The organism is Kitasatospora sp. CM 4170 (assembly GCF_032110285.1).
Taxonomy (GTDB): domain Bacteria; phylum Actinomycetota; class Actinomycetes; order Streptomycetales; family Streptomycetaceae; genus Kitasatospora; species Kitasatospora aburaviensis.
The window spans coordinates 2513295-2534345 of the sequence record NZ_CP134877.1 but is presented as its reverse complement, the minus strand read 5'-3'; the positions used below and the strand labels follow the sequence as shown (position 1 = coordinate 2534345).

The 21051-nt window shown below is 74.9% G+C and carries 19 protein-coding genes and 1 tRNA gene; 12 read left to right on the top strand and 8 right to left on the bottom strand.

All coding sequences use genetic code 11. The annotated features are described in order from the left end of the window. Positions 1–8: 8 nt before the first annotated feature. Positions 9–93, bottom strand: a tRNA-Leu gene (locus RMN57_RS10160). A gap of 292 nt (positions 94–385) precedes the next feature. Here RMN57_RS10160 and RMN57_RS10155 point away from each other — a divergent pair. From RMN57_RS10155 to RMN57_RS10145, 3 genes are all read left to right on the top strand, one after another. Beyond that, positions 386–1732 carry a M20/M25/M40 family metallo-hydrolase gene (locus RMN57_RS10155; protein WP_380237557.1) on the top strand — a complete coding sequence of 449 codons (1347 nt, stop codon included), beginning with the start codon at positions 386–388 and terminating at the stop codon, positions 1730–1732. A 325-nt stretch (positions 1733–2057) separates the two neighbouring features. Further along, positions 2058–2303 (top strand): chaplin, encoded by a 246-nt coding sequence (locus RMN57_RS10150; protein ID WP_238739943.1) that lies wholly within the window; start codon positions 2058–2060, stop codon positions 2301–2303. Positions 2304–2626: 323 nt separating this feature from the next. Then, positions 2627–3457, top strand: coding sequence for a chaplin (locus RMN57_RS10145; protein ID WP_313763064.1), 831 nt, complete (start codon positions 2627–2629; stop codon positions 3455–3457). Between the two features lie 198 nt (positions 3458–3655). Here RMN57_RS10145 and RMN57_RS10140 read toward each other — a convergent pair whose 3' ends face one another. After that, a complete protein-coding gene (locus RMN57_RS10140) occupies positions 3656–3865 on the bottom strand; it encodes a DUF5703 family protein (RefSeq protein WP_313763063.1) in 210 nt (69 codons plus the stop codon). Between the two features lie 394 nt (positions 3866–4259). Between RMN57_RS10140 and RMN57_RS10135 the strand changes: the two genes are divergently transcribed. Continuing rightward, positions 4260–4865: a hypothetical protein gene (locus tag RMN57_RS10135; RefSeq protein ID WP_313763062.1), complete on the top strand. Its 606-nt coding sequence runs from the start codon at positions 4260–4262 to the stop codon at positions 4863–4865. A 272-nt stretch (positions 4866–5137) separates the two neighbouring features. Here RMN57_RS10135 and RMN57_RS10130 read toward each other — a convergent pair whose 3' ends face one another. The 3 genes from RMN57_RS10130 to RMN57_RS10120 form a co-directional block, all read right to left on the bottom strand. Then, entirely contained in the window at positions 5138–5698 is a 561-nt protein-coding gene (locus RMN57_RS10130) for a cysteine hydrolase family protein (protein ID WP_313763061.1), read from the bottom strand. Positions 5699–5851: 153 nt separating this feature from the next. Next, complete coding sequence (locus RMN57_RS10125; RefSeq protein ID WP_313763060.1) at positions 5852–8134, bottom strand: helix-hairpin-helix domain-containing protein; 2283 nt, start codon at positions 8132–8134, stop codon at positions 5852–5854. Positions 8135–8496: 362 nt separating this feature from the next. Continuing rightward, positions 8497–9477: an aldo/keto reductase gene (locus RMN57_RS10120; protein ID WP_313763059.1), complete on the bottom strand. Its 981-nt coding sequence runs from the start codon at positions 9475–9477 to the stop codon at positions 8497–8499. Positions 9478–9731: 254 nt separating this feature from the next. Between RMN57_RS10120 and RMN57_RS10115 the strand changes: the two genes are divergently transcribed. After that, on the top strand, positions 9732–10778 hold the full coding sequence (locus tag RMN57_RS10115) for an LLM class F420-dependent oxidoreductase (protein WP_313763058.1): 1047 nt from the start codon (positions 9732–9734) through the stop codon (positions 10776–10778). 78 nt (positions 10779–10856) lie between these two features. Here RMN57_RS10115 and RMN57_RS10110 read toward each other — a convergent pair whose 3' ends face one another. Further along, positions 10857–11849, bottom strand: coding sequence for a magnesium and cobalt transport protein CorA (locus RMN57_RS10110; protein ID WP_313763057.1), 993 nt, complete (start codon positions 11847–11849; stop codon positions 10857–10859). A gap of 179 nt (positions 11850–12028) precedes the next feature. Here RMN57_RS10110 and RMN57_RS10105 point away from each other — a divergent pair, with 179 nt between their 5' ends. From RMN57_RS10105 to mshC, 6 genes are all read left to right on the top strand, one after another. Beyond that, positions 12029–12742, top strand: a complete 714-nt coding sequence (locus RMN57_RS10105; protein ID WP_313763056.1) for an MSMEG_4193 family putative phosphomutase — start codon at positions 12029–12031, stop codon at positions 12740–12742. Between the two features lie 150 nt (positions 12743–12892). Continuing rightward, the gene (locus tag RMN57_RS10100; protein ID WP_313763055.1) at positions 12893–13459 is read left to right on the top strand and encodes a DUF3090 domain-containing protein; all 567 of its coding nucleotides are present in this window, start codon (positions 12893–12895) and stop codon (positions 13457–13459) included. A gap of 44 nt (positions 13460–13503) precedes the next feature. Continuing rightward, positions 13504–14301 (top strand): SCO1664 family protein, encoded by a 798-nt coding sequence (locus RMN57_RS10095; RefSeq protein WP_313767762.1) that lies wholly within the window; start codon positions 13504–13506, stop codon positions 14299–14301. A gap of 105 nt (positions 14302–14406) precedes the next feature. Continuing rightward, positions 14407–15324 (top strand): AraC family transcriptional regulator, encoded by a 918-nt coding sequence (locus RMN57_RS10090; protein ID WP_313763054.1) that lies wholly within the window; start codon positions 14407–14409, stop codon positions 15322–15324. A gap of 208 nt (positions 15325–15532) precedes the next feature. Further along, positions 15533–16408 carry a carbohydrate-binding protein gene (locus tag RMN57_RS10085; RefSeq protein WP_313763053.1) on the top strand — a complete coding sequence of 292 codons (876 nt, stop codon included), beginning with the start codon at positions 15533–15535 and terminating at the stop codon, positions 16406–16408. A gap of 219 nt (positions 16409–16627) precedes the next feature. After that, positions 16628–17857 (top strand): cysteine--1-D-myo-inosityl 2-amino-2-deoxy-alpha-D-glucopyranoside ligase, encoded by a 1230-nt coding sequence (gene mshC / locus RMN57_RS10080; protein ID WP_313763052.1) that lies wholly within the window; start codon positions 16628–16630, stop codon positions 17855–17857. Positions 17858–17974: 117 nt separating this feature from the next. Here mshC and RMN57_RS10075 read toward each other — a convergent pair whose 3' ends face one another. Further along, entirely contained in the window at positions 17975–18925 is a 951-nt protein-coding gene (locus tag RMN57_RS10075; RefSeq protein WP_308222265.1) for a PAC2 family protein, read from the bottom strand. A 358-nt stretch (positions 18926–19283) separates the two neighbouring features. Between RMN57_RS10075 and RMN57_RS10070 the strand changes: the two genes are divergently transcribed. After that, on the top strand, positions 19284–19799 hold the full coding sequence (locus RMN57_RS10070; RefSeq protein WP_313763051.1) for an SRPBCC family protein: 516 nt from the start codon (positions 19284–19286) through the stop codon (positions 19797–19799). Between the two features lie 32 nt (positions 19800–19831). Here RMN57_RS10070 and RMN57_RS10065 read toward each other — a convergent pair whose 3' ends face one another. Beyond that, a complete protein-coding gene (locus tag RMN57_RS10065; protein WP_313763050.1) occupies positions 19832–20920 on the bottom strand; it encodes a glycosyl hydrolase family 18 protein in 1089 nt (362 codons plus the stop codon). Positions 20921–21051: the final 131 nt, after the last annotated feature.

Genomic DNA, 21051 nt, shown 5'->3' with positions numbered 1-21051 from the left:
GTCATCTGTGTCCGAGGGGGGACTTGAACCCCCACGCCCGATAAAGGGCACTAGCACCTCAAGCTAGCGCGTCTGCCATTCCGCCACCCGGACCGGGTGTTGTCTCTTCGGCCTCGTCGGCCGCGCTGACAGATGTAACTGTAGCAAAGATCGGCTTGTGGTCCCAAAACGCCTCCGGACGGGGGAGCGGCGGTGGTGGCCGGGGCAAGGGGCGATCCGTGGCGAGGGTGTGACCAGCGGGTTTCCCCGGGTTTCCGCAGCATGCGCGGGGTGGATCCGGCCCGGGGGCTGGGGGAGGATGGGCGGACGTGCTCGTACGGCCCGGGTGCAGGTCCCGGGGGTGGCGCGCTGGTGCGTCGGTGCGGGCCAGAGACGAGGAGTGACCGTGAGCGAGCGGAGCGAGTCGACGACGGGGCGGGCTGCGGCGCCGAAGGTGACGGCCGAGTCGGAGGTCGCCGAGATCTGCCGCGATCTGATCCGGATCGACACCAGCAACTACGGCGACGGCTCCGGTCCGGGCGAGCGGAAGGCCGCCGAGTACGTGGCCGAGCAGCTCGCGGAGTTCGGCCTCGAACCGCAGATCTTCGAGTCGGCCAAGGGGCGGGCCTCGACCGTGGTCCGGATCGAGGGCGAGGACCGGTCGCGTCCGGGCCTGCTGATCCACGGGCACACCGACGTGGTGCCGGCCAACGCGGCGGACTGGACGTACGACCCGTTCGCCGGGGAGATCGCCGACGGCTGCGTCTGGGGGCGCGGCGCGGTCGACATGAAGGACATGGACGCGATGACGCTGGCCGTCGTCCGCGACCGGCTGCGCACCGGGCGCAAGCCCCCGCGCGACCTGGTGCTCGCCTTCCTGGCGGACGAGGAGGCCGGCGGGACGTACGGCGCGCGCTTCCTGGTGGACAAGCACCCCGGGCTGTTCGAGGGCGTGACCGAGGCGATCGGCGAGGTCGGCGGCTTCTCCTTCACCGTGAACGACCGGGCCCGGCTCTACCTGATCGAGACGGCCGAGAAGGGCATGCACTGGATGCGGCTCACGGTCGAGGGCCGGGCCGGGCACGGCTCGATGGAGAACGACGACAACGCCATCACCGAGCTGTGCGAGGCGGTCGCCCGGCTCGGGCGCCACCAGTTCCCGCTGCGGATCACCAAGACGGTCCGGGCCTTCCTGGACGAGCTGTCCGACGCCCTCGGCGTGGAGCTCGACCCGGAGAACATGGACGAGACCCTGCGCGTCCTCGGCGGCATCGCCAAGATGATCGGCACCACGCTGCGCAACACCGCCCAGCCGACCATGCTCGGCGCCGGCTACAAGGTCAACGTGATCCCCGGCCAGGCGACCGCGCACGTGGACGGGCGCTTCCTGCCCGGCTACGAGGAGGAGTTCCTGGCCGAGCTGGACAGCGTGCTCGGCCCGCGGGTCAAGCGTGAGAGCGTGCACTCGGACAGGGCGATCGAGACCAGCTTCGACGGCGCCCTGGTCGAGGCGATGCAGACCGCGCTGCGGGCCGAGGACCCGATCGCGCGCGCGGTGCCGTACTGCCTCTCGGGCGGGACGGACGCCAAGTCCTTCCAGGACCTCGGCATCCGCTGCTTCGGGTTCGCGCCGCTTCAGCTGCCGCCGGAGCTGGACTTCGCCGGGATGTTCCACGGCGTGGACGAGCGGGTGCCGGTGGACGGGCTGAAGTTCGGGGTGCGGGTGCTGGACCGGTTCATCGACGCCTGCTGAGACGCCTGCTGGACGCCTGCTGAGGCGTCTGCCGGGGCGTCTGCCGAGACGTCTGCGGGGTCCCCGCCGAACGGGTGCCCCGGTGTGGGGCCGCGGCCCGCTCCCGGAGCGCCGGGGGCGGGCCGTCCGCATTGTCCGAGCTAATGATTTGGGACGGCGGAACGGAGATCGAGAGAAACGATTCTGCCCGGATCTCCGGGTCGAGCATCTGTGCGCACCTTCACCGTTGCGGGTGAATGGCGAATCCGGTCCGTACCCCGTTTGCCACACCCTCGTTCATTCCTGTGCAGCCCGCCGAACGGGTCGCGTTGTCCATACAGGAGGAATGATGAAGGTCAAGAAGATCGCCGCCGTTACCGCCGTCACCAGTGGTCTGGTGCTGGCCGCCGCCGGTGTCGCGTCCGCTCACGGCGGTGCCGCCGCCGAGGGTGTGGCCGCGGGCTCCCCGGGCGTCGTCGCGGGCAACCAGGTGCAGATCCCCGTGCACATCCCCGTCAACGTCTGCGGCAACACCGTCAGCGTGATCGGCGTGCTGAACCCGGCGTTCGGCAACCACTGCGCCAACTTCTGAGCCGCGTACGAGACGCGCCGCTCGCCGGGCGCCGACGCAGACCCGTCGGGTGCCGTTGAGCGCGGGGTTTACCTCCTGACCGGCTGACCGGCCGGTCTCCCGGGTCGACTCTCTTGGCCCCCGGGTGGCGGACGCGCCGCACCGGGGGCGCTTGTCTGTTCGGACCCGGCCGGTGACGTCGCTCGATCGGGTGAAGCTGGTTCGTTCGGCTCAACCCGGCCGCCGACGCTTCGTTAAATCTGTGCACTCAAAGGCCGGGCCAGTTATTCGGAAATTCCGACTTTCGGTAGGTCTTACCTCGTCTCGATACGTCAGGGGAATATATGAGGAATGTAGCCAAGAAGGGGCTCCTCACGGTCGTGGCCACCGGCAGCGTCCTGGCCTCGACCGCCGGCTACGCCCACGCGGGTGCCGAGGCGCAGGGCGGGGCGGCCGGGTCGCCGGGTGTGGCCTCCGGGAACTCGGTGCAGGTGCCGGTCGAGGTGCCGATCAACGCCTGCGGCAACACCGCCGACGTGATCGGGGTGCTCAACCCGGCCTACGGCAACCGCTGCGCCAACATCGACGGTCGGGCCGGTGGCGGGCACGGCGGCGGACACGGTGGCGGAAAGAGTTCCGCCTCCGGTTCCTCCGCCTCCGGGACGGCGGCCGGTTCGCCGGGTGTGGCCTCGGGCAACAGCGTCCAGGCGCCGGTCCACGTGCCGGTGAACGCCTGCGGCAACTCGGTGAACGTGGTGGGCGTCGGGAACCCGGCCTTCGGCAACGCCTGCGCGAACGAGGCCGCCCCGGCCCCGAACCCGCCCGGCAAGCCCGATGACGACTGCCCGGAGGAGCCCGGCACCCCCAGCCCGCCGCCGCCCACCCACTCGACGCCGACCACGCCGCCGTCGCATTCCCCCGGCGGCGAGACCACGCCGGGCAACCCGCGGACGGGCGGCCCGTCCACCGCGCCGACCACCCCGGTCAGCCCGAGCAGCCAGGCCGTCCCGGCCGCAGCCCACACCGCCAGCCCCGCGGCCGCCGCGCCGGAGGCCACCGGGAGCCAGCTGGCCTCGACCGGCGCGGGCGGCACCGAGCTGCTCGGTGCGGCCGGCGTCGCCCTGCTGGTCGGCGGCGGCGTCCTGTACCGGCGGGCTCGCGCCGGCGTGCGCTGAGCCGCTGACGCCGCCCGGGCCGGCTGGAGGAGCCGGCCCGGGAGGCGGTGAACGCCGCGCGCCCGCGGCCGTCGTCTGGTCCGACGGCCGCGGGCGCGCGCGTGTTCAGCGGGTGCTCGACGGATGCTCAGCGGCAGGGGCGCCCGGGTCGACCGCGGTGCCGGCGGCGCGCCACCCGGGCGGCGCGAGCGACGCCCGTCACCAGCTCCGCACCTGGCGGATGATCCGGCGGCGCAGCAGCACCGTCCGGCTGCCGTCCGGGAACAGTCTCAGCCGGTCCAGCTCCCAGTGCCCGTACTCGGCATGGTCGGTGAGCAGTTGGCGTGCCGCGCTGCGTGAGGTGCCGCGCGGCATGCGCAGCGACTGGTACTCGTACTCCGGCTGCCGGACCGGCTTCGCTGGGGTCAAGACGCTCCTCCTGAAGGACACCTGCGGGCAAGCCTACGGCCTGCCTCCGACAACGGGCCCGGGTATTTTCGGCCGGGCTCGCGCGCCGGTCGCGGCGCGGTCGCGTCCGCACCCCGGCCGGAGTACTGACACTGCATCAGGTCGGCTTCTGCTGCTGACGGAATACCCCGATCACGGTGCGCCAAGCGGCACCCGGCCGGCCCGACCGTGCGGTGCAGTGCGGTGCAGTGCGGTGCCGAAGGGTGTTGCGGGGCGTCGCGGGGTGCCGTGCGCGGGGCGTGCGCGGGCACAGAACCACCCGGATCGGACATCGGGGCGGAAGTTGCGGTGAAATCGCGGGTGTAGGTGACAACCGCTGTGCGTACCGACACCGCGGGGAGATAGCGTCTGCACCATGTCTGATGCCGCGCAGCCCACCATTGCCGAGGTACGCGCCGCCGCCGAGGCGGTCAAGGCCGCCATCGACCGTCATCTGGAAGCGGTGTCAAGCCCCAGCACGGCGGATGATCCCGCCGTGTTCGCCGCCTACGAGCAGCTCGCGACGGCGGCCATCGCGTACGACCAACTCCTCTACGAGGCCTACGACGAGGTCACCCCCTTCGAGGTGCCCGGCGACGAGGGCCCGGGCGGGTTCCACGGTCCCGAACAGCCCGAGGCGATCAGCGTGCTGATCCGTCGCGACTACCACGTGGTGGACCCGAAGCGGCTGCGCGCCCAGGCCGAGCGGCTGGACGACTCGCTGACCCCCGGCGGGGGCGAGACCGGCGGCGTGAACGCGGCGATCGGCGTGCTGTTCGGCGAGTACGAGCCGGACGAGATCGCCGCCCGCAGCGAGGAGTTCGGCCTGGAGGAGGCGGACTCGACGCTCTGGGTCGCCGCGGCCGAGCCGAGCGAGCCGGGGGAGTGGCTGCCGGAGCCGTTCGAGCACGCCGATCCGCGGCTGCTGATCTGCCGGTTCGACGTCAGCGAGGTCTACGACGACGAGGACCTCGACGACTGAACGCCGCCCGGGGCGGCGGTGGGACACCCGTCCCGCCGCCGCCCCGCGCTGTTCGCGGCCGCCGCCGAGGTGTTCGGCGGGCCGTGCGCCCGGCGGGCGCAGGGCGCGCACGGCTGCCGAACCGCTTCTGCAGGCGCATGGTTTCGGCCGTTCCGCGTCGGCCGTTCCGCTCCCTGCGAGCGGGGCGCACGCGGCGCCGCGGCGCGGGCGCCCAGAGCCCCCGCGCCGCGCCGCCGGCCGGGCGTACGACGCGCGGCGCCCGGCGGCGGAGGTCAGGACGCCGCGGCGAAGTCCACGCTCTTGGTCTCGGACGTCCCGGCGGTGCGCCCGGGCGCCCGCTGGGTGGACCAGTACATGTTGGTGTGCGCGATGACCTGCGCCGGCGCGGGAGCGCCCCATGCGGTCAGGTCCTCCGTGGTGTGGGCGTCACTGACCAGCAGCGCGTCGTAGCCCCGGGCGAGCGCGCCGTGGAGCGTCGAGCGGACGCAGAAGTCGGTCTGCGCGCCGCAGACGACGAGGCGCCCGACCGCGAGCTCCGCGAGCTCGGTCTCCAGCGTGGTGGCCTCGAAGGAGTCGCGGAAGAGCTTCTCCACGATCGCCTCGCCCTCGGCGGGCACCAGCTCGGGGACGATCTGCCAGCCCGCGCTGCCGAGGACCAGCTCGTCGTCGGAGTGCCGGACCCAGACGACCGGCACCTGCTCCTGCCGGGCCCGGTCCACCAGGTCGGCGATGTTGGCGACGACGGTGTCGCGCTCGTACGCCGCCGCGACGACGTCGTTCTGCACGTCGATGACGAGCAGGGCCGTGCGGGGCCGGTTCTCCAGAGTGGTCATGCTCTCCCCTTGCCTGGACTTCGCTGGTCTTGCCTGGACTTCGCTTCGGACAGCGGGCGAACCCGGCTCCGGGTGCCCGAGCCGCAGGGTAGCCCGGGGCCCCGGCAGCGGGGCGGTCACCCGCCCCGCCGTCGGTGCCCCGGGCCGGGGCCGTCAGTAGGCCTGGGCGGCGTTCTCGGCCAGGATGGCGCGCAGCCGGGTGGTGCGGGGCTGGGCCGGGCGCTCGGCGACGGCCTGGGGGAGGGCCGGCCCGGCGGCGTGGACCACCGAGAGGTGGCGCTCGCCGCGGCCGAGCGCGGTGTAGACCCACTGCCGGGTCAGCGCCGCGCCCGCGTCGCCCGGCACCACCACGACGGCGCCCGGCCAGCGGCGGCCGACCGCCTGGTGGACGGTCAGCGCCCAGCCGTGCCGCAGCCGGGCCGCCTCGGCCGGCGGGACGGTGCGGCGGGCGCCGTCCGCGTACTCCAGGTGCAGACCGGCGGCGTCGCCGTCGAGGACGCGGGCCGGGCGGACGGTGCCGGGGGCCGGCGAGTCCACCACCCGGTCGCCGGGGTCGAAGCCGCCGAAGCGGCCCGGGCCGGGGTTGAGCCGGGCCTTGGCGGCCGCGTTGAGCGCCCGGGTGCCGGCGGCACCGCCGTGGCCGGCGGTGAGCAGCACCACCTGCTCGGCGGGGATGCCGAGCGCGCGCGGGATCGAGTCGGTGAGCAACTGGATCGCCCGGTGGACGGCCTCGGCGCCGTCCTTGGCGGTCAGGATGACCACCTCCTTGTCCGGCGCCTCGACCGGCTGCAGCTCGCCGATGCCGACGCCCGAGACCAGCTCGCCGATCGGGCCGAAGTCCGGGGTCCGCGAGGCGACCGCGGGGCAGACCTTGGCGGTCAGCAGATCGGCGAAGAACCGGCCGGGGCCGGCGGACCACAGCTGGCCCGGGTCGCCGCTGAGGACCAGCCGGGTGCCGTCGGCGAGCGACTCCAGCAGGGTCGCGGCCAGCTCGACGTCCAGCAGCGGGGCGTCCAGGACGACCAGCAGGTCCAGCGCGAGCGTGCCGTCGGAGGAACGGCCGGGGCCGGCCGTGCCGGCCAGCAGCTCGGCCAGGGTGGCGACCTGCAGCGGGCCGTCGGCGAGCGCGGCGAGGCCGTCCCGGCCCTGGTCGGTCCAGGTGGCTGCCCAGGCGCGGAGCCCGAGCCCGGTGGCGGCGCGGACCAGCGCGGCCGGCTCGGCCCGGGCGGCCTCGCCGCCGGTGTGGGTGATCAGGGGGTGCTCGGCGGCGGCCCGGATCAGGGCGGTGGCGGAGGTGGAGGGCGCAGCGGCGGCAGCGGCTTCCCAGGCGGCCGGCCCGGGGTCGGCGGGCGCGGCGGCCTCGGCGGTGTCGGCGCCGGCGGCACCCTCGACGGCGCCGGTGTCCGCGTCGGCTCCGGTGCCGGCGTCGTCGCCGGCCGTCGCGCCCTCGGTCGCGCCCTCGGTCTCGGTCGCGCCCTCGGTCTCGTCCGCGTCCTCGGTCTCGTCCCGGTCCTCGCCGGGGACGAAGGTCGACATCAGCCGGACGAGGCCGTCCGCGAGGCTCTCCTCCGCCAGGGCGAGCCGCTCCAGCGCGAGCACGGTCCGGGTCGGCGGCTCGTCCTCGTCGCCGCCTGCCGCGTGGGCCTCGGGACCGGTGAGCTCCTCCTGGAACGGCATCGCCCGGCCGTCGAGCACGGCGGCCTGCAGGGCTGCGGCGGCGTCGGGCAGGCCGAGGCGGTCGAGTCCGGCCGTCACCTCGCCGATCTCGACGGCGGAGTGGCCGCGCAGGGCGGACTGCTCCAGCAGCCACGGCACCAGCGCCTGGGCCCGGCGCGGATCGCCCGGACCGGCGGCGGGCCCGAGCAGACCGCGCGCGAAGCCGTCCGCGTGCTCGGGGCGGACACCGGGCAGGGTCAGCACGGCCCACGGGTCCGCGCGCAGCTGCTCGGCGGCGCCGTCGCCGAACGCGGCCACGGCGGCGGGCGCGAGGTCCGCGGGTGCGCCGCCGGCGGTCAGCACCTCGGCGGTGTCCTTGAGGGCCTGCGCGCGCTGCTCGTCGGTCTCGGCCCGGACCGGGGCCGGCCGGGGAGCGGCGGGAGCCGGCACCGGCGCGCCCGCGTCCCCGGCCGGGGCGTCCCGGCCGTCGGCGTCCTGAGCCCCACGGCCGGTCTGCTCGTCCGGAGCCGCGGCCCCGGCCGGGCCCTCGTCCTCGGCGTCCGGCCGGGGGGCCTGCGGCTTCCGCGGGGTCCGCGGCGCCGGGCCGCCCTCCTGCTGTCCGATGGTCCGGATCCGCTCGGCCAGGGCCGCCACCGCGGCGGCCTTCTCGGCGCCGGAGAGAGCGCCGCCGGACCCGCCGCCGGACCCGCCGCCGGCGGTGTCGGCCGCGTCGGGGGCAGTCGAGGTCTCCTCCGAAGCGTTGTTCTCCGTGGCACTCATCGTTCGCTCCAAGAAAGGTCACTCCACTGCTGGGCGCCGGCCGGTGGCGGTCGCGGGGCAGCCGTCGGCTGCCGGCGCGCCGGGGTGCGGTCGGCACGGTCGGGTCGGTGCAGCCGCTGCGGGCGGCGGCGGGCACCGGTCGGTCGTTTCGGCTCGGCTCGTCGCCCCGGCTCCGGTCGGCCGGGTGCACCCGGGCCGGTCCGGTCGGTCGGGGTCGGGCGGTTCGGCCGGTCGGGCCGGGTCGGTCAGGTCGGTCGGGTCACGTCGAGTCCGGTCGTTCTACACAGGTCGGGCCGGGTCGGTCCAGGTCGGTACGGCTCGGTCGGGGCGGATCGGTCGCCCGCACCGGGGCCGGCGCGCGCCTACAGCTCGCTCCACCCCTGGTCCGGGTAGCGGTGGACCGGCGCCGAGATGTCGTCGAGCGCACCGCGGATCTCACCCGGAAGAGTAAGCGCCTCCACTGACAGCGCCGCCTGCAGCTGCCCGACCGTCCGCGCCCCGACCAGCGCCGAGGCGACCCCCGGCCGGTCCCGCACCCAGGCGAGAGCCACCGCCAGCGGGCTGCTGGCCAGGCCGTCGGCGGCGGTGGCGACCGCGTCCACGATCCGCCGCGAGCGCTCCCCGAGGTACGGCTGGACGAAGCCGGAGAGGTACGGCGTGGCGCCGCGCGAGTCCTGCGGGACGCCGTGCCGGTACTTCCCGGTGAGCACGCCGCGCCCGAGCGGCGAGGAGGCGAGCAGGCCGACGCCGGCGTCCCGGGCGGCCGGCAGGGCCTCGCGCTCGATGCCGCGCTGGAGCAGCGAGTACTCCAGCTGCGCGCCGGCCAGCGGCACCCGCCCGTGGTGGGCGCGCTGCCAGGTGGCGGCCTTGGCGAGCTGCCAGCCGCTGTAGTCGCAGACCCCGACGTACCGGGCGCGCCCGGAGGCGACGGCGATGTCCAGCGCGCTGAGGGTCTCCTCGGCCGGGGTGGCCGGGTCGAAGGCGTGCACCTGCCAGAGGTCGACGTAGTCGGTGCCGAGCCGGCGCAGCGAGGCGTCCAGCGCCGCGAGCAGGTGGCCGCGCGAGCCGTCGAAGCGGCGGCCGGACTCCGGGACGCTGCCCGCCTTGGTGGCGATCACCAGCTCGGAGCGGGGGATCAGGTCGTCGGTGAGCCGGGAGAGCAGGTACTCGGCGCCGCCGTCCGCGTACACGTCGGCGGTGTCGACCAGGTTGCCGCCGGCGTCGACGAACTCCTTGAGCTGCTCCGCGGCCTCGTGCTCGTCGGTGTCCCGGCCCCAGGTCATGGTGCCGAGGCCGAGCCGGGAGACCTGCAGCCCGGTACGGCCGAGGTGACGCTTTTCCATCGGACGGGCCCTTCACTGGCCGGGACGGCGGGCCGTCGGGGGGCCGACCCGCCCGGCGAACGCGCAGGTGGGGAGAGGCGTCCCCACGTCGGCTGAGCGTAGCGGCCGGTGCCCGGGCTGGTGTGCAGACCCGCAGGACGATCACTGCGCGCCGGGTCCGCCGCGATGTGGCCCAGACCACACCTACCGGCCAGTAGCATGACCGCCGAGAGCGCGGTTACCCTCGCGAGCAACCCGACTGGAAGGCATGGCAGATGCGACTCGGTATCAACCTCGGCTACTGGGGACTCGGCATGGACGCCGACAACATCGCCGTCGCGCAGGAGGCCGACCGGCTCGGCTACTCGGTCTGCTGGGCGGCCGAGGCCTACGGCTCGGACGCCGCCACCGTGCTCTCCTTCGTCGCCGCCCGGACCGAGCGGATCGACGTCGGCTCGGCGATCTTCCAGATCCCGGCCCGGACGCCGGCCATGACCGCGATGACCGCCGCCACCCTGGACACCCTCTCCGGCGGCCGGTTCCGGCTCGGCCTCGGCGTCTCCGGCCCGCAGGTCTCCGAGGGCTGGTACGGCGTGAAGTTCGACAAGCCGCTGGCCCGCACCCGCGAGTACGTGGAGATCATCCGCAAGGCGATGTCGCGCGAGCGGCTGGTCCACGAGGGCGAGCACTGGACGCTGCCGCTGCCGGGCGGCCCGGGCAAGCCGATCAAGCTGACCGTGCACCCGGTGCGCGAGCAGATCCCGCTGTACATCGCGGCGATCGGCCCGAAGAACCTGGAGCAGACCGGCGAGATCGCCGACGGCTGGCTGGGCATCTTCTTCTCGCCCGAGCACGCCGCGCTCTCGCTCGACCCGCTGAAGGCCGGCCGGGCCAGGGCCGGACAGAGCCTGGAGGGCTTCGACCTCTGCCCGACCGTGAACATCTCCGTCGGCGAGGACACCAAGGCCGGTGCCGACGCGCTGCGCTCCTACGCGGCGCTCTACATCGGCGGCATGGGCAGCCGGGAGAAGAACTTCTACAACCAGCTCACCCGGCGGATGGGCTACGAGCAGGCGGCGGACGAGATCCAGGAGAAGTACCTGGCCAGGGACTACGCGGGTGCCGCGGCCGCCGTCCCGCACGACCTGATCGACGCCACCTCGCTGCTCGGCGACACCGCCCGGATCGCCGACCGGATGCAGGCCTACGCCGACGCGGGCGTCACCACGCTCACCCTGGCACCGGCCGGCTTCACCCTGGAGGAGCGGGTGCTCGCGCTGCGCACCGGCGTCGAGGCCCTGGAGCGGGCCGGACTCGCCTGACCGGGCGCTCCGCCCGGCGGGGCCGGGCCGTGCGAACGGTCCGCCCCGCCGGCGCGCGGCTCGTGGCCGGCTCCGGCCCTACAGCCAGTCGTGCCGCTTGAACACCCGGTGCAGCGCCACGCAGACCAGCACCATCAGCGCCACCGCCGCCGGGTACCCCCAGGGCTGGTGCAGCTCCGGCATGTGCTCGAAGTTCATGCCGTACACGCCCGCGATCATGGTCGGCACCGCGGCCAGCGCCGCCCACGCCGAGATCTTCCGCATGTCGTTGTTCTGCTGGACGCTGACCTGCGCCAGGTTGGCGCTCAGGATGTCCGACAGCAGCCGGTCCATGGCGTCCACCTGGTCGTTGGCCCGCGCCAGGTGGCCGGCCACGGCCCGCAGGTAGGGCAGCGCCTCGGGGCGGACGTACGGCACGCCGCCGCGTTCCAGTCGCAGCATCGGCTCCAGCAGCGGGGCGGTCGCCCGGCGGACGGCCACCAGCTGGCGCTTGTAGCCGTAGATGCGGCCGGCCGTCTCGCGGCCGATCCGGCCGGGGGCGAACACGTCCGCCTCCAGCTCGTCCAGGTCCGCCTGGAGGGCGACCGCCACGTCCACGTACCCGTCCACCACGGCGTCGCAGACCGCGTGCAGGACGGCGCTCGGCCCGTACTTCAGCAGCTCCGGCTGCTGCTCCAGCTCGGTCCGCAGCTCGCCGAGCGGGCTGTCGGCGCCGTGGCGGACCGTCATCACGAAGTCCTCGCCGACGAAGACCATCACCTCGCCGCCGGTCACCGCGTGGCCGCCCGGGTGGTAGCCGAGCGTCTTCAGCGCCACGAACAGTGAGCCCTGGTAGGCCTCCACCTTCGGGCGCTGGTGCGCCCGGACCGCGTCCTCCACCGCCAGCGGGTGCAGGGCGAACTCCCGGCCGACCTGCTCCAGTTCCTCGGCGCTCGGCTCGAAGAGGCCTATCCACACGAAGGAGCCCCGGCCGGCCGCGCGCGCGGCGGCGAGGGCGCCGGCGTGGCCCTCGGGGCACTCGATCCGGCGGCCGTCGCGGTAGATTGCGCAATGGACGATCACGCGGGCCATTGTGGCCCCTCCGCGGCCGGGACGGCAGGACCTCGTCCCACCCCGGGGCCGGAAGCCGCCACGCGGGAGGCCGGCGCCGCCACGCCGGAGGCCGGGGACCGCCACCCCGGAGGCCGCAGCCGCGGCCCCGGAGGCCGGGGGCCGGACGCCGCCGCCCGGGAGGCCGTAGGCTGGGCCCCATGCCCACCCTGCTGCTCGTCCGCCACGGCCGCTCGACCGCGAACACCGCCGGAATCCTGGCCGGTTGGACACCCGGGGTGGACCTCGACGACACCGGCCGCGCCCAGGCCGCCGCGCTGGCCGGCCGGCTCGCCGGGATTCCGCTCGTGCAGGCCGTGAGCAGCCCGCTGGAGCGCTGTCGGCAGACCCTGGAGCCGCTGATCGCCGCCCGGCCCGAACTCGGCCCGCCCGCCGAGGACGAGCGGCTCGGCGAGTGCCACTACGGGGACTGGACCGGCCGGCCGCTGGCCGAGCTGGCCAACGAGCCGCTCTGGCGCACCGTCCAGGACCACGCGGCCGCGGCGGCCTTCCCCGGCGGCGAGTCGCTGCGCGAGCTGAGCCACCGTACGGTGGGCGCGGTCCGCGAGTGGAACGGGAAGATCGCCGCCGAGCACGGGGACGACGCGGTCTGGATCGCCTGCTCGCACGGCGACGTGATCAAGGCCGTGGTGGCCGATGCGCTGGGCCTGCACCTCGACCACTTCCAGCGGATCAGCGTCGAGCCCTGCTCGGTCACCGCGATCCGCTACACCCCGCAGCGGCCCTTCGTGCTGAGGATGGGCGACACCGGCGACCTCTCCCCGCTGGCCCCGAAGCCGGGCGGCCGGGCCGCCGGCGACGGCGGCACTCCGGCCGGGGACGCGGTGGTCGGCGGCGCGACCGGCACGGCCTGACCGGCCCGGCTCGCCCGCCCGGCTGCCCGACTCGGCTCCCCGGGCCGGGCCCGGAGGTCGTAGGGTGACTTACGAGCCCCACCGATGCCCGACCCGTCCGATTCCTACCCCGATCGACCACCACGATCGACACGATCCGGAGCGAGAAGCGTGCCCCGTCAGGTCTTCTTCTACGACCAGCCCGAACGGTTCGTGGCCGGCACCGTCGGCCAGCCCGGCGCCCGGGCGTTCTACCTGCAGGCCAGCGCCCGGGGGCGGATCACCAGCGTGCTGCTGGAGAAGACCCAGGTCGCCGCGCTCGCCGAACGGATCGAGGAGGTGCTGGACGAGGCGCTGCGGCGCAGCGGCGGCGACGTGTCCATCCCCGCCACCGCGCCGGCCGACCTGCTGGACACCGCGCCGCTGGACCTGCCGCTGGAGCAGGAGTTCCGGGTCGGCACCATGGCGCTGGCGTGGGACAGCATCGACGGCTGCCTGGTGGTCGAGGCCCAGGCGGTGATCGAGGACGAGGACGAGGAGGACGCCGAGTCCGTCTTCGAGGACACCGAGGACGGGCCCGACATGCTGCGGGTGCGGCTGACCGGCGCGATGGCCCGGGTGTTCGCCAAGCGGGCGCTGGACCTGGTCGCCGCGGGCCGCAAGCCCTGCCCGTTCTGCAACCTGCCGCTCGATCCGGAGGGCCACCTGTGCCCGCGCGCGAACGGCTACCGGCGCTGAACACCGAGACCCCGCCGCAGGCGGACCCGGCGGCGGGCGCCGCGCTGGCCGCCGACGCACCCGCCGCGCTGCACCTGCTGCGCGAGGGCGAGCTGACGGTGCACGGCCGGCTGGCCGACGCCTCCAACGCCGCCCTGTACTGCAGCGTCGCGCTGGACGGCCGGACCGCGCAGGCGGTCTACAAGCCGGTGGCGGGCGAGCGCCCGCTCTGGGACTTCCCGGACGGCACCCTGGCCGGCCGCGAGGTCGCCGCGTACGAGCTCGCCGCCGCCACCGGCTGGGCGCTGGTCCCGCCGACCGTGCTGCGGGACGGCCCGCACGGGCCCGGCATGGTCCAGCTCTGGGTCGAGCCGGATCCCGGTGCGGCTCCGCTGCTCGCCCTCCAGGACCCGCAGGGGCCGGAGGAGGGCTGGCTGCCGATCACCCACGCGGAGGTCGGCGGCGGACGCACCGCCCTGCTGGTGCACCCCGACGACCGGCGGCTGCGGCGGCTGGCCGTGCTGGACGCCGTCCTCAACAACGCCGACCGCAAGGGCGGCCACCTGATCTGCGCCGCCGACGGCCGGATCTACGGCATCGACCACGGGGTCACCTTCAACACCGAGGGCAAGCTGCGCACCCTGCTCTGGGGCTGGGCCGGGCAGCCGTTGCCGGCGGAGGCCATGGAGATGCTGGCCGGGCTGGCCGGGCGGCTGGCGGCCGACCTCGGCGAGCGGCTCGCCCCGCACCTGACCGCGGCCGAACTCGCGGCCGCCCGGGAGCGGGTGGCCGAGCTGCGCGGCACCGGGCGCCACCCGCTGCCCTCCGAGGACTGGCCGGCCATCCCCTGGCCGCCGATCTGACCCCGGCGGGAGTGCCGCCCACCGGACCGTAGTGCCGCCGCCGTGCGGCGGCTCGACCCGGCATTGGTCTGGACCTGCGCCGGGCTCCGGTCGCACACTGCTCCGATGGACGAGCGACGGACCACCCCCCACCTGGACCTGCCGCTGCACCGTCTGCAGGTCCCGCTGCCGCACCTGCTGCCCTTCGCGATCGGCAGCTTCGACACCATCGGCCCGCTCTCCCGCGCGGGCTTCCCCCACCGGCACTCCTTCTTCGAGATCGTCCACGTCACCGGCGGCCGCGGCGCCCACGTGCAGGACCTGGTCCACCGGCCGCTGCGCCCGCCGCAGTTGTGCGTCATCGCGCCCGGTCAGGTGCACTACTGGGCCGACGCCGAGGGGCTGACCGGCCGGGTGGTCCTCTTCAACGAGGACTTCCTGCTCGGGCACCCGCAGGACCTCGCCGCGCTGCGCTCGCTGGCCGCCCGCCCGGCGCTGCCGCTCGGCGACCGGTCCGGGCCGATCGCCGCGCTGCTGGCCGACATGGAGCACGAGTACCGGGCCTGCGAGCCCGGTTACCCGGGTGTGCTGCGGGCCGGCCTGCACATCCTGGTCGTCCGGGCGATGCGCGCCGCACTTCCCGGGGCGGGCGGCGCGGCGCCCGGCCGGTCGGCCGAACTGGCCTCCGCCTTCACCCGGTTGATAGCCGGGCCGGGCCCCGGGTGGCGCTCGGTGGCCTCCTGCGCCCAGGAGCTGGGCGTCTCGCCCGGGCACCTGCAGGCCCTGGTCAAGCAGGCGACCGGTCGCACGCCCGGCCGGCTGATCCGCCAGCAGCAGACCCTGGAGGCCAAACGGCTGCTCGCCTGCACCGACCTGACCGTCCGCCAGGTGGCCCGGGAGGCCGGCTTCGGGGACCCGGCGTACTTCTGCCGCTTCTTCCGCCGGGAGACCGGGATGACGCCGGGGGAGTTCCGGGCGGGGGTCGGAAGAAATCACCACGATCCCCGGATCGCGTCCATCGCGGCCGGTCCGGACGCCCCGTAGGTTGGCTGCTGGCCGCCGGCGAGGGGCCCGCCCGGTGCGGGCGCCCGCCGGCCCGGTCCTTGTCATGCCCCCACCATGACAAGGACCACCCCCGCGCACCGCACCAGCCGCGCGCCGCGCAGCCGCACCACCCCCGCACCGCGCACCACCCGTGCCGCGCGGCGTTTCCCACACCGTCCCCCCACACCCACACCGAAGGAGTCGGCGCATGCCCGCGTCCGAAGAGCCCGCCACCGGGCGGGAGGGCCTGATCGACCGCCGGATCAGCCGCAAGTCCGTCCTCAAGGCCGCCGCGGTGCTCGGCACCGCCCCGCTGCTGATCGGTGGCGGCGTCGCCCTGGCCCGCGACCGGGCCGGCACCGGCGAGGCGCCCGGCCTCACCCCCGCCTGCCACGACGGCGACGGCCCCACCGTCGAGCAGACCGAGGGCCCCTACTTCAAGCCCAACTCCCCGCTGCGGACCTCGCTGATCACCGACGGCACCCCGGGCACCCGGCTCACCGTCAGCGGCTACGTCTTCGGCCGCGCCTGCCTGCCGATCCCCGGTGTGCTGCTGGACTTCTGGCAGGCCGACGTGAACGGCGCGTACGACAACACCGGTTTCGCGTTCCGCGGGCACCAGTTCACCAACGCCCAGGGGGCCTTCAGCCTCACCACGATCGTCCCCGGCCTCTACCCGGGCCGCACCCGGCACATCCACGTCAAGCTCCAGGCGCCCGGCCGTCCGGTGCTCACCACCCAGCTGTACTTCCCCGGCGAGCCGCGCAACAGCACCGACACCATCTACGACGCGCGGCTGCTGATGAACGTCCGCCAGATCGGCTCGGGGAAGGAGGGCACGTACGACTTCGTGCTGAACGTGCCCCAGACCCCCGGCCCGACCGGCAGCCCCACCGCCACCCCGACCGCCACGCCCACCGCCACCCCGACCGGCCAGCCGGGCGGCACCTGGGCGGCGGGTGCGACCTACAACACGGGCGACCGCGTCACCTACGCCGGCGTCTCCTACCGGTGCCTCCAGGGGCACACCGCCGTCACCGGCTGGGAGCCGCCGAACGTGCCGGCCCTCTGGCAGCGGTCGTAGCGGCTCCAACCGCGCCCCCGGGGGCCGGGCGCCCGGTCGGCGGCAGGGCCGACCGGGCGCTCACCCGCGTATCTGGCACACCGTCGGGTTATTCCTGAGAGTCGGAAGAAATCCGTCAATGGCCGGTCCTTATCTGTCGGGAACCGTTCGGACAACGAATCCGGTCGATCTTGCGCACTGGTTAGGCTTTCAAATGTTCGCAAGGTTAAAGTCGGTTCCATGCATGCCTGGCCCGCCTCCGAGGTTCCCGCCCTGCCTGGTCAGGGGCTCCCCCTTCGTATCTTCGACACCGCAGCGGGCGGTGTCCGGGAGGTCGTGCCGCAGGACGGCACCGCCCGGATCTACGTCTGCGGCATCACCCCCTACGACGCGACCCACATGGGCCACGCCGCCACCTACAACGCCTTCGACCTGGTGCAGCGGGTGTGGAAGGACGCCGGCCACGACGTCCTGTACGTCCAGAACGTCACCGACGTGGACGACCCGCTGCTGGAGCGCGCCGTGGCCACCGGCCAGGACTGGACGGCGCTGGCCGAGCGGGAGACCGCGCTCTTCCGCGAGGACATGACCGCCCTGCGGCTGCTCCCGCCGGCCCACTACATCGGCGCCGTCGAGTCGATCCCGTGGATCGTGCCGCTGGTCCAGAAGCTGCTCGCCGCAGGGGCCGCCTACGAGCTGGACGGCGACATCTACTTCTCGGTCGACGCCGACCCGCAGTTCGGCGCGGTCTCCGGACTCACCCGCGAGGCCATGCGCCCGGTCTTCGCCGAGCGCGGCGGCGACCCGGACCGCCCCGGCAAGCGCCACCCGCTGGACGCCCTGCTCTGGCTCTCCGCCCGCCCGGGCGAGCCCGCCTGGGACACCGAGCTCGGCCACGGCCGGCCCGGCTGGCACATCGAGTGCGTCGCCATCGCGCTGAAGTACCTCGGGATGTCCTTCGACATCCAGGGCGGCGGCAGCGACCTCTCCTTCCCGCACCACGAGATGGGTGCCGCGCACGCCCAGGTGGCCACCGGCGGCCACCCGTACGCCAGGGCGTACGTGCACGCCGGCATGGTCGCGCTGGACGGCCACAAGATGTCCAAGTCCCGCGGCAACCTGGTCTTCGTCTCGGCGCTGCGCCGCGAGGGCGTCGACCCGGCGGCGATCCGCCTGGCCCTGCTCTCGCACCACTACCGCGAGGACTGGGAGTGGACCAAGGCCACCCTGGACGAGGCCGTCGAGCGGCTCGCCCGCTGGCGCGCCGCGGTCTCCCGCCCGGACGGCCCTGCGGCCGAGGCGCTGCTCGCCGAGGTCCGCGCCGCACTGGCCGAGGACCTGGACGCGCCCGCCGCACTGGCCGCGGTGGACGCCTGGGCCGCGCGGCAGGAGGCCGAGGGCGGCGAGGACGCCGGCGCGCCCGGCCTGGTCTCGCGCACGGTCGACGCGCTGCTCGGCATCGCGCTCTGACACCGGGTCGACACCCGCGAACACCTGCGAACACCCGCACACGACGCCGAAGGGGCGCCGGGACCAGTGGTCCTGACGCCCCTTCGGCGTACGTGCTCGGTGCACCGGGCGGAGGGGCTACTCCTCCTCGGCGCCCTCCTGGCTCTCCCGCGCGGTCGGCGGCTCCGGCTCGCTCGGCCGCTCGGCGGTGGCGTGCCCGGCGACCGGCTTCTCGCCGGTCGGGCCGACGTTCTCCCGCCGCCGCAGGTACCTCTCGAACTCCCGAGCGATCGCGTCACCCGAGGCCTCCGGCAGCTCCGCCGTGTCCTGCGCCTCCTCCAGCTGCTGGACGTACTCGGCCACCTCGCTGTCCTCGGCGGCCAGCTGGTCCACGCCCAGCTGCCAGGCGCGCGCGTCCTCGCCCAGCTCGCCCGGCGGGATCCGCAGGTCCAGCAGGTCCTCCAGCTTGTTGACCAGCGCCAGCGTCGCCTTCGGGTTCGGCGGCTGCGCGACGTAGTGCGGCACCGCGGCCCAGAGCGTCACGGCCGGCACCCCGGCGTGGGTGCAGGCCTCCTGCAGCACCCCGACGATCCCGGTCGGGCCCTCGTAGCGGCTCTCCTCCAGGTCCAGCCGCCGGGCGAGGTCCGGATCGGAGGTGACCCCGCTGACCGGCACCGGGCGGCTGTGCGGGGTGTCGCCGAGCAGCGCGCCCAGGATCACCACCAGCTCGACGCCCAGCTCGTGGGCGAAGCCGAGCAGCTCGTTGCAGAACGAGCGCCAGCGCATGCTCGGCTCGATGCCGCGGACCAGGACGACGTCCCGGGTCTTCGGCTCGGTCACCCGGATCACCGAGAGCCGGGTGGTCGGCCAGGTGATCCGGCGGACACCGCCGTCCAGCCACACCGTGGGTCGGTTGACCTGGAAGTCGTAGTAGTCCTCCGCGTCCAGGGCGGCGAACACCTTGCCGCCCCAGGTGTCGTCCAGATGCGCCAGGGCCGCGGAGGCGGCGTCGCCCGCGTCGTTCCAGCCTTCGAAGGCGCAGACCATGACCGGGTCGATCAACTCGGGAACATCTTCCAGCTCGATCACCCAGCGTCTCCCTCCGGTCGGCGGGCGGCCGCACCCCGCCCCGGCTGGCCTGCCGGGGCGCCGGCGGTCCGGCTGCCGACTGTCGAACCTCTCGTCTCCCATGGAACGGCTCGCCCCATGGTCCCTACCTGCCCAGCCTACGGGCTTTGAAGCGCCCGGCGGCCGGGCACCGGGACAGTCTGGGGGAGTGCGGCCCGGCGATCCAGCGGTTATCCGGACGCGCTGCGCGACGGCCGGGTGCTCGCCCGCCGGCCCCGGCCACGTGCCCGCCCGTCGGTCCCGGCCACATCGTGCCCGCCCGCCGGGGCGGCGTGATGATGGAGACGGGGCCGGGCGGCGGGCGTGAGGAGCCGGGCGGATGAACAGATGGCTGTGGATCGGCGCCGGCGCGGTCGCGACCGCCTTCGGCGCCGCGGTGCTGGCGGCCTCGGCGGCCGGGCGGCGCCTGCCGGTGGAGCACGTCACCGAGGGCGGCCTGGACCTGACCCAGCCGCCGGGCGCGGTCTGGGACGTGCTGACCGACATCGACCTCTACCCGGCCTGGCGCCCGGACCTGTCGCACGTCGAGCGGCTGCCCGCGACCGCCGCCGGCCGGTCCCGCTGGCGCGAGTACGACCGGCACGGCCACACCACCTACGAGGTGGTGGAGAGCGAGGCCCCGCACCGCCTGGTGACCGGCATCGCCGACCCGGACCTGCCCTACGGCGGCACCTGGACGTACGTGCTGACGCCGGCCGGCGAGGGGTGCACGCTCACCGTCACCGAGCGCGGCGAGGTCTACCGGCCGATCTACCGGGCGGTCGCCCACTACCTCACCGGCGAGGACGCCGGGATCCACCGCTACCTGGGTGCGCTCGCCCACCGCCTCGCCTGAGCCCTGTCCTGCAGCCCGCGCGCGCGGACGGCTCAGCGCACCCAGCCGCGCCGGTAGTCCTCCCAGTTCTGCTCGGTCGCGGCGAAGTCCACGTACAGGCCGACGCCGAAGCGCTGCCGCCCGAGGTCCTGCCGGCCCAGGCCGAGCCGGATGCCCCGGATCCCGTCCTCGACGGTCTCGGCGTGCCCCCAGTGGCCCCACTTGTCCTCCCAGTAGAACGGCAGGCCCATCAGCAGGTCGACGTCCTCGGGGGTGGCCTCCAGCGCCAGCTCGGTCTGGTAGGCGTTGTAGGCGCCGTAGAAGCCGGCCGTCGGCATGCTGGAGTCGTAGGTCATCAGCGCGATCTGGTCGACCCGGCGCGCGGTCTGCGCGAAGTAGGCCTGGTCCCACCACTTCCCGTGGTCGGTGAGCGCGATCGCGATGTCGTGCTGCCAGGGCAGCGGATCGATCTGGGGGGCGGCGACGGACAGCTGGGCGCCGCGCGCGGCCGTCACCGGGCGGACCTGGTCGAGCAGCGCGAGCCAGCCCTTCGAACCCGGCCGGATCGGCTCCATGTCGAAGTGCACGCCGTCGAACCCGAGGTCCAGCACCTGGCGGGCCGAGGCGGTGACCCGGTCCCGGGTGGGCGAGTCCTCCAGGTCCAGCGCGTCCTTCTCGGGCTTGACCTCGTCGCCCAGCCAGCCCTGCACCCGGATGCCGGGCAGCGCCCGGTGCGCGGCCTCGGTGAACCACCGGGCGCGGGGGTGGACGGTCGGCGGCAGAGAGCCGTCGTGCTCCAGCGGCCCGGTGTGGACGTAGAGGTCGCGGACGCCGGTGCCGGCGAGCCGTTGGGCGAGCGCGGCGACGTCGGCGTCACCCTTCCGGCCGTCCACCCAGGCATGACCCAGCCAGACCGCGTCGCGCCCCCGGGTGCGGGCCTCCGGCGAGGGCTCGCCGACGTACTGCAGCCGCAGTGCGAGCGCCGCCGCACCCACCGGCGTGACCAGCACGGCGACCGCCACCAGGGCCGCCACCAGGCACTTCCGCCATCGCGACCACCGTCGCCAGCGGCTGCGCACCGCCCGCAGCGGCCGACCCGCCGCCGTCGTGATCCGCCGTACGCGCGTCCCGAACTCCGCCATGCCCGTGGCTCCCCCCTCGTGGCCGAGCGCTCAGGATACGGAATGCCCCACCGGCCCCAGGCCCTGGCCGGATACCCTGGCCACGTGCGTCCCCGACTCAGCGGGTTCGCAAAGCCGACAGCCGTCGCACC